Below are 5,688 nucleotides of genomic sequence, written 5' to 3' on the forward strand. Positions count from 1 at the left end.
GGCAAGTCCGCTTTCGAGCGCCAAATGACCCAGCCCACACCCAGCGGCGCCAAACCGTACTTGTGTCCAGAGGCATTTATGGACTTCACGCGTTCAATGCAGAAGTCCCATTCGATATCCTGCTGGATGAACGGTGCCACGAAGCCGCCGCTGGCTGCGTCGACGTGAATGGGGATGTCCAGGCCCAGGTCGCGCTGCATGTCGTCCAGCGCAGCGGACAGTGCTGCTACGGGTTCGTAGATGCCGGTGAAGGTCACGCCCAGCGTTGCGACCACCCCGATCGTGTTCTCGTCGCAGAACTCACGCAGGTCCGCCGGCTCCAGTCCAAGCGCGTTGCCGCGCAGAGGAACCTCGCGAATCTCGACATCAAAATAGCGCGCGAATTTCTTCCAGCAGATCTGAACTGGCCCGCACACAAAGTTCGGCTTGTCGGTCGGCAAGCCTGCGGCCTCGCGCATCTTCTTCCATCGCCACTTGAGGGCCAGGCCGCCCAGCATCGCCGCTTCGCTGGAACCCGTGGTCGAGCACCCCAGCGCATCCCACGACTTGGGCGCATGCCACAGGTCCGCAATGATGTGGACGCACCGGTTCTCGATCTCCGCTGTCTGTGGATACTCGTCCTTGTCGATCATGTTTTTGTCGAGCGCGTCGGCCATGAGCTTCTGCACCTCGGGCTCGACCCAGGTGGTACAGAAGGTGGCAAGGTTCTGACGGGAATTGCCATCCAGCAGGAGCTCGTCGCGCACCAGGTTGTAGGCGGTCGATGGCTCGGTGGAGTGCTCGGGCAGCCTGTACTTGGGAAGACAGCGTTCCGAAGCACCCGAGGAGTAGATGTCCTCAATGGAGCCGTTGTGGTTTTCAATGGTCTGATGAAGTGCCATGGGGTTTTTCGATAGAGAGGAGAGGCCTGCACGTGCGCCCGGCGCTGCGTGATTTAGGGGGCGATTTGAGGAACAGATCGAGGGCTAAAAAGTGTCGGGAGTGACTGTCCGATCGGATCGCAGTTTGCCGTCGCAAGATGACCGGCCTGCAGCCTTATCTCAGTCGTAGGTTCCACCCCTAGAGAGCACGAGATAGTCAAAACAACGCGGAGGTAGCGACGTCGAGATCAAAGCTTCACCTGCAAAACGGGCACATCGCAGCAGTGCACGATTTCATCGGCGTTGCTGCCGAATGCCATGCGCGGCAGGCCGCTTCGGGCATGCGTGCCGAGGACCACGATGTCAGCAGACCAACTTCTGGCCTCCAACGCGATCTCTTGGTATACGACGCCGGCGACGCCCTTTCGGAGCACAACATCGCCTTCAACTCCGCTTCGTTCCACCGCGCCGAGACATTCGGCGAGAAGCTTCACACCGCGTTCCGTGACAGGAGATGGCTCACTGAACTCCCCCACGGTTGAATCGTTGTTTGATTCAACCCGTAGTTCATCGTCGACGTGAACGAGACGTATGCGTCCCTTGGACATCTGCGCAAGCTGGATGGCCTCTTGCAGGCCTCGGCGGGCTGTGGTGCTGTCATCAACAGGCACCAGGATTCTTTGATACATCGCGACCCTTATGCGTGTTGTTGACAGACCAAGAGCCGGGATCGCGATGAAACGACGAGTTCGCCGGCTGTCGCTCTCTTAGGAATTTGGATGTCGGACCGAAAGGGATCCGCATCGCGGCGTGGTTTCATGCTATGCCAGACTAAGCGATCACTGTGTCCTAGACGCCGCTCCAAAGACGATTACTTTGACAATTCGCAAGAAACGCAAAACTCGAACCGCATCTGCAGGCCGGTCCGTCCACTAGCTCTTGATGACGTGCAGGCGGTCGATCTCATGTTCCCATTGCACGATGGCAATGGCGAGTGCCTTATCGGAAGGGAGAGGGTCGACCGAAGTCGCGATACATGAGCGCGATGGTCTTGGTGGGAACGTGACCTTCAAGAATTTGAGCACAAGCAGTTTTTGACCCACATTCAGACTTCCATGCATTCCTGTGTCCTTCAAACAATAAAAATCAACCTTAGGCCCCGCATCTATGGATAGGTGTCAGGCATAACGATCCTTACGTCTTGATTTGTCGCGCAACAGCGGCGAATCACACTGGTCTTGGTGTGCAGATGCAGAACTACGACTACCGTTTAAGGCAATGAGTGACGCGGCAAGCTGATTGTGAAGACGCACCCTGAGCCGGGCACGTCGCGAACCGTCAAAGTTCCGTAATCCGCTTCGACGCTCTGACGGGCGATGGAAAGCCCAAGTCCCAGGCCGGCCCGACTGTCTTCGTTGGGTTTGAATGGGATGAACATTTTGGCGACCCCGTCGGGCGGTAAGCCGCCGCAGTGGTCTTCAACGTCGATCAGGACATGCTCCCCAAAAGCGTAAGCGCTCAGCGACACCGTTGAGTTCTCCCGAGTGAACTTAAAAGCGTTCTGCAGCAGGTTGACCAGCGCAGCATGCAACAGTTCGCGATTGGTAAGGACTGCAAGCAACGGGTCGACCGCAGCCACTTCAAGGACCAAAAGTTTTAGATTGATATCCAGCCGGGCCGCAAGGCCCACGTCCGAAACGAAAGATGCGACCGAGAACGTCTGACGCTGATCCGACCCTTCGCCGCGGACTTCGGCTGTGGCTCGGCTGATCAGCAATCCAAGGGTTGAAAGGCCGCGCTTGAGAACCGCACCCGTTGCGCCGCCAATGCCCAGATTGCCCACCTCCAATGCGCGCACCGCCAGCGTGGTCGTGCCGAGCGAATTACGCAACTCGTGAACCAGAAAGCCTAGCCGCTGCTTTTCCGCTGCAAGCTGATCTATAGAGAGTTGGGCGTCGCGCTGAAAGCTGAACTCGGTGACGGCGTCGGCAATGGCATTGTCTAGACAGCGATTCAGCGTACGAAATTCGGCGACGGCAAACGGCGCATCGCGCTCGAAAGGTCTGTGATGGCCTGGCAGAGATCACCGTAATCATGAACAACCTGGTCCACGGTGTAGCCCAGTTGCAGTAAATCTTTGCCGTGTGCAGTGGCGCTCACACCAATTTCGGAAAGAGCCAGCCGATCGCCACCAGAGGGACCGGAAATTACCACACTCATCTCTGGTCTATCGTCCTCTTCTGCGGCCAGCGTCCGCGTAAGCTGGTCGAGGAACATGGGCACACCATGCGCAAGTTGTTGCTCGGTCGCTGCCCGTTGCGGTCGCTCTGCCACCTTCGCCTTGCAGCGCGCAACCAAGTCATCGCGATTGTTGGAAAGAAAACGGTGCAACGCGAGGCATCCTCAGTTGTCAGGCCGACACAACTTCAACCTGGCTGTCGATATCACGACGGAGCATCTCTGACAGGGTCGGAGTCAGTCCAATGCCGAGACACGCCTCAGCCATCCAAACGGCGGCGGCAAACAGGTATTCGTCCATCTGAAGGCCATCTAGATAAGCTCGTACTACAACCTGGGCCGCAAGGGTTGATGTAGGCATCTCCGGCTCCTGTCCGGAAAAGGAAGGAAATTACACGGTAGCGGAGATGCGCTGATTGTGCTGTTCGGCAGCGAACATAGAGCCCACGCATTCGGCTGGCGCTCTTCCCTAGAAAATGACATCAGGCCAGTCGGGTCAACCTGCTGAAAGAACAGCGCGTTTATGCATCCTTGCCATCTCAGTGATGTCGGTCACGCGCATCACTTCGGATCTGGAGTCCGCTTGCCGCCGGTCGAATCGGCAGGCATCGAATTCTTCTCCATCGGGGTCCTGCTCATTTTGTCCTTGGACATCTTGTCCTTGGTCATGCCGCCGTTCGACATCTTGTCATCGCTCATCGGTTCCTTGTTCATATTGCCTTTGCGCATGGACTGACCATTGGACATGCTGCCACCTGCCGTACCGCCGTCGCTTGAACCGCTGCTCGTTGCAGAGCCACCGTTCAGGCCCCCACCACCGCCGCCGCTACCACCTGCGCCGCCGCCTGAACCCTGCGCAACGGCCGCTGCGGAGCCGAGAACCAAGCAAGTGGAAATAAGGATTGTCGAAAACTTTGACATTGCGAACCTTTGAAGTATTGAAAGAACATCACTTCACACCTCAAGCCGACGCAGCCGCGTGCTCCGCGGCGCCCACACTGTGTGAGGGATGCCCTACCCCAGAATACATTTTTTGTGCGCTATAGACCGCGTAGCGCATCAATCATGGAAGCACAAAAACGCAAGTTTTTGTCCTATCAGCATGCAGTTAAGATTTGGGAACTTCCATGCAAATGGAACCATTGCGCATCGGACCAAAGGCCCACACGGAACGCGACGAGCAACTGGTCCATCTCGTTCATCAAGTGGCGGCGGGGGACATGCAGGCCTTCCGTGATCTCTACGAGCTTTCGCGTGTGTCGCTGTACTACTGCGCGCTCAAAATCGTTCGCAGACGCGAACTCGCAGAGGACGTAATGCAGGAGGCATTCCTTACGATTTGGCGGTTGGCGCCAGAGTTCGCGGCCGATCGGGGCTCCGTCCTGGCTTGGATGATGGTGATCACGCGCAGTCGAGCCATCGACAGCCTTCGTGGCCGAATTACAAGCCGGGAAAGCATGACGTTTGCTTTTGAGGCGAACTATGAGGAAACCATCCCGTCTGATCAGCCTTATCTTGCCAGCGCACTGGATGTCAAGAGGCTGTCAGAAGCTGCGCGTCGGCATGTCAGCGAACTCAAGACCACTGAGCGCACTGTGCTCAGGCTGGCTTTCCTCAGTGATATGAGCCATAGCGAAGTGGCTTTGCACACGGCAATGCCCATCGGCACGGTGAAGAGAGCTGGCCCCGGAAATCTGAACAACCCGGTAAGTGTGGAAACTGCTCCTGCTGGCGAGGACCTCGCCTGTGAAGACTGGAGCAAAGATGAGCAGAAGACCCCGCCGCACGCACTCAGCGGCATTCAAAGCCAAGGTGGCGTTAGCCGCTGTTCGAGGCGACAAGACGCTGGCCGAATTGGCGCATCAGCATGACGTGCACCCCAACCAGATCACCGACTGGAAAAACCAGTTGCTCACGCGAGCGGCCGACGTGTTTGGCGGCGAGCCATCGGCAGCAGAGCCGGCGATCGACCTGAAGGCGCTGCACGCGAAGATCGGCCAGCTGGCGCTGGAGAATGATTTTTTGGAAGGCGCGCTCATCAAGGCCGGCATGCTGAGCGCAAAGCGATGATCGATCGAGGCCACGATCTGCGAATCCGGCGCCAAGCCGCACTGGTGAACATCAGCCGCGGCTCGGCGTACTACACGGCCAGGCCGGTGAGCGATGGCGACCTGAAGTTAATGCGCCGCATCGACGAGTCGCACCTCGAACTGCCGTTCGCTGGAGCGCGCATGCTTCGCGACCTGCTTCGAGGAGAGGGCGTCGTCGTGGGCCGCAAGCACATGACCACGCTGATGCGGCGCATGGGCATCACCGCGCTTTACAAGAAGCCCAACACCAGCAAGAAGACACCCGGGCGCACGATCTACCCGTACCTGCTGCGCACGCTGCCAGCCACCCGCGCCAATCAGGTCTGGGCCATGGACATCAGCTACATCTCGATGGCCAGGGGCTTCGTCTACCTGGCGGCGGTGATCGACTGGTACAGCCGAAGAGTGCTGGCCTGGCGGGTGTCGATCTCGATGGACACCGAGTTCTGCATCGAGGCCGTCGAGGAAGCGATCATGAAGCACGGAACTCCCGAGATCTT

General features: G+C 58.1%; 7 protein-coding genes and 1 pseudogene. 2 read left to right on the top strand and 6 right to left on the bottom strand.

From position 1 onward, the window contains the following. The 6 genes from RCH10_RS27190 to RCH10_RS27215 all read right to left on the bottom strand — a co-directional run. A partial coding sequence (locus tag RCH10_RS27190; protein WP_409054787.1) for a glutamate decarboxylase occupies positions 1-881 on the bottom strand: 881 nt, incomplete at its 3' end. Positions 882-1,108: 227 nt separating this feature from the next. Next, the gene (locus tag RCH10_RS27195; protein WP_409054788.1) at positions 1,109-1,549 is read right to left on the bottom strand and encodes a universal stress protein; all 441 of its coding nucleotides are present in this window, start codon (positions 1,547-1,549) and stop codon (positions 1,109-1,111) included. 581 nt (positions 1,550-2,130) lie between these two features. Next, positions 2,131-2,751, bottom strand: a complete 621-nt coding sequence (locus RCH10_RS27200; protein WP_409054789.1) for a sensor histidine kinase — start codon at positions 2,749-2,751, stop codon at positions 2,131-2,133. A gap of 122 nt (positions 2,752-2,873) precedes the next feature. After that, positions 2,874-3,251 carry a hypothetical protein gene (locus RCH10_RS27205; protein ID WP_409054790.1) on the bottom strand — a complete coding sequence of 126 codons (378 nt, stop codon included), beginning with the start codon at positions 3,249-3,251 and terminating at the stop codon, positions 2,874-2,876. Positions 3,252-3,270: 19 nt separating this feature from the next. After that, positions 3,271-3,459: a hypothetical protein gene (locus RCH10_RS27210; protein WP_409054791.1), complete on the bottom strand. Its 189-nt coding sequence runs from the start codon at positions 3,457-3,459 to the stop codon at positions 3,271-3,273. Between the two features lie 200 nt (positions 3,460-3,659). Then, positions 3,660-4,019: a hypothetical protein gene (locus tag RCH10_RS27215; RefSeq protein ID WP_409054792.1), complete on the bottom strand. Its 360-nt coding sequence runs from the start codon at positions 4,017-4,019 to the stop codon at positions 3,660-3,662. A gap of 206 nt (positions 4,020-4,225) precedes the next feature. Between RCH10_RS27215 and RCH10_RS27220 the strand changes: the two genes are divergently transcribed. After that, positions 4,226-4,969 (top strand): RNA polymerase sigma factor, encoded by a 744-nt coding sequence (locus RCH10_RS27220; protein WP_409054793.1) that lies wholly within the window; start codon positions 4,226-4,228, stop codon positions 4,967-4,969. Beyond that, positions 4,863-5,688, top strand: a pseudogene (locus RCH10_RS27225) (IS3 family transposase); the annotation flags it as partial. The gene RCH10_RS27220 and the pseudogene RCH10_RS27225, both read left to right, overlap by 107 nt.

Origin of the sequence: Variovorax sp. GrIS 2.14 (assembly GCF_046115955.1) — a bacterium.
Classification (GTDB): domain Bacteria; phylum Pseudomonadota; class Gammaproteobacteria; order Burkholderiales; family Burkholderiaceae_C; genus Variovorax.

Excerpts from the sequence above, each read along its gene's own strand:
- RCH10_RS27210 (WP_409054791.1), bottom strand. The coding sequence starts at position 3,459 with ATGCCTACATCAACCCTTGCGGCCCAGGTTGTAGTACGAGCTTATCTA.
- RCH10_RS27195 (WP_409054788.1), bottom strand. The coding sequence starts at position 1,549 with ATGTATCAAAGAATCCTGGTGCCTGTTGATGACAGCACCACAGCCCGC.
- RCH10_RS27215 (WP_409054792.1), bottom strand. The coding sequence starts at position 4,019 with ATGTCAAAGTTTTCGACAATCCTTATTTCCACTTGCTTGGTTCTCGGC.
- RCH10_RS27220 (WP_409054793.1), top strand. The coding sequence starts at position 4,226 with ATGCAAATGGAACCATTGCGCATCGGACCAAAGGCCCACACGGAACGC.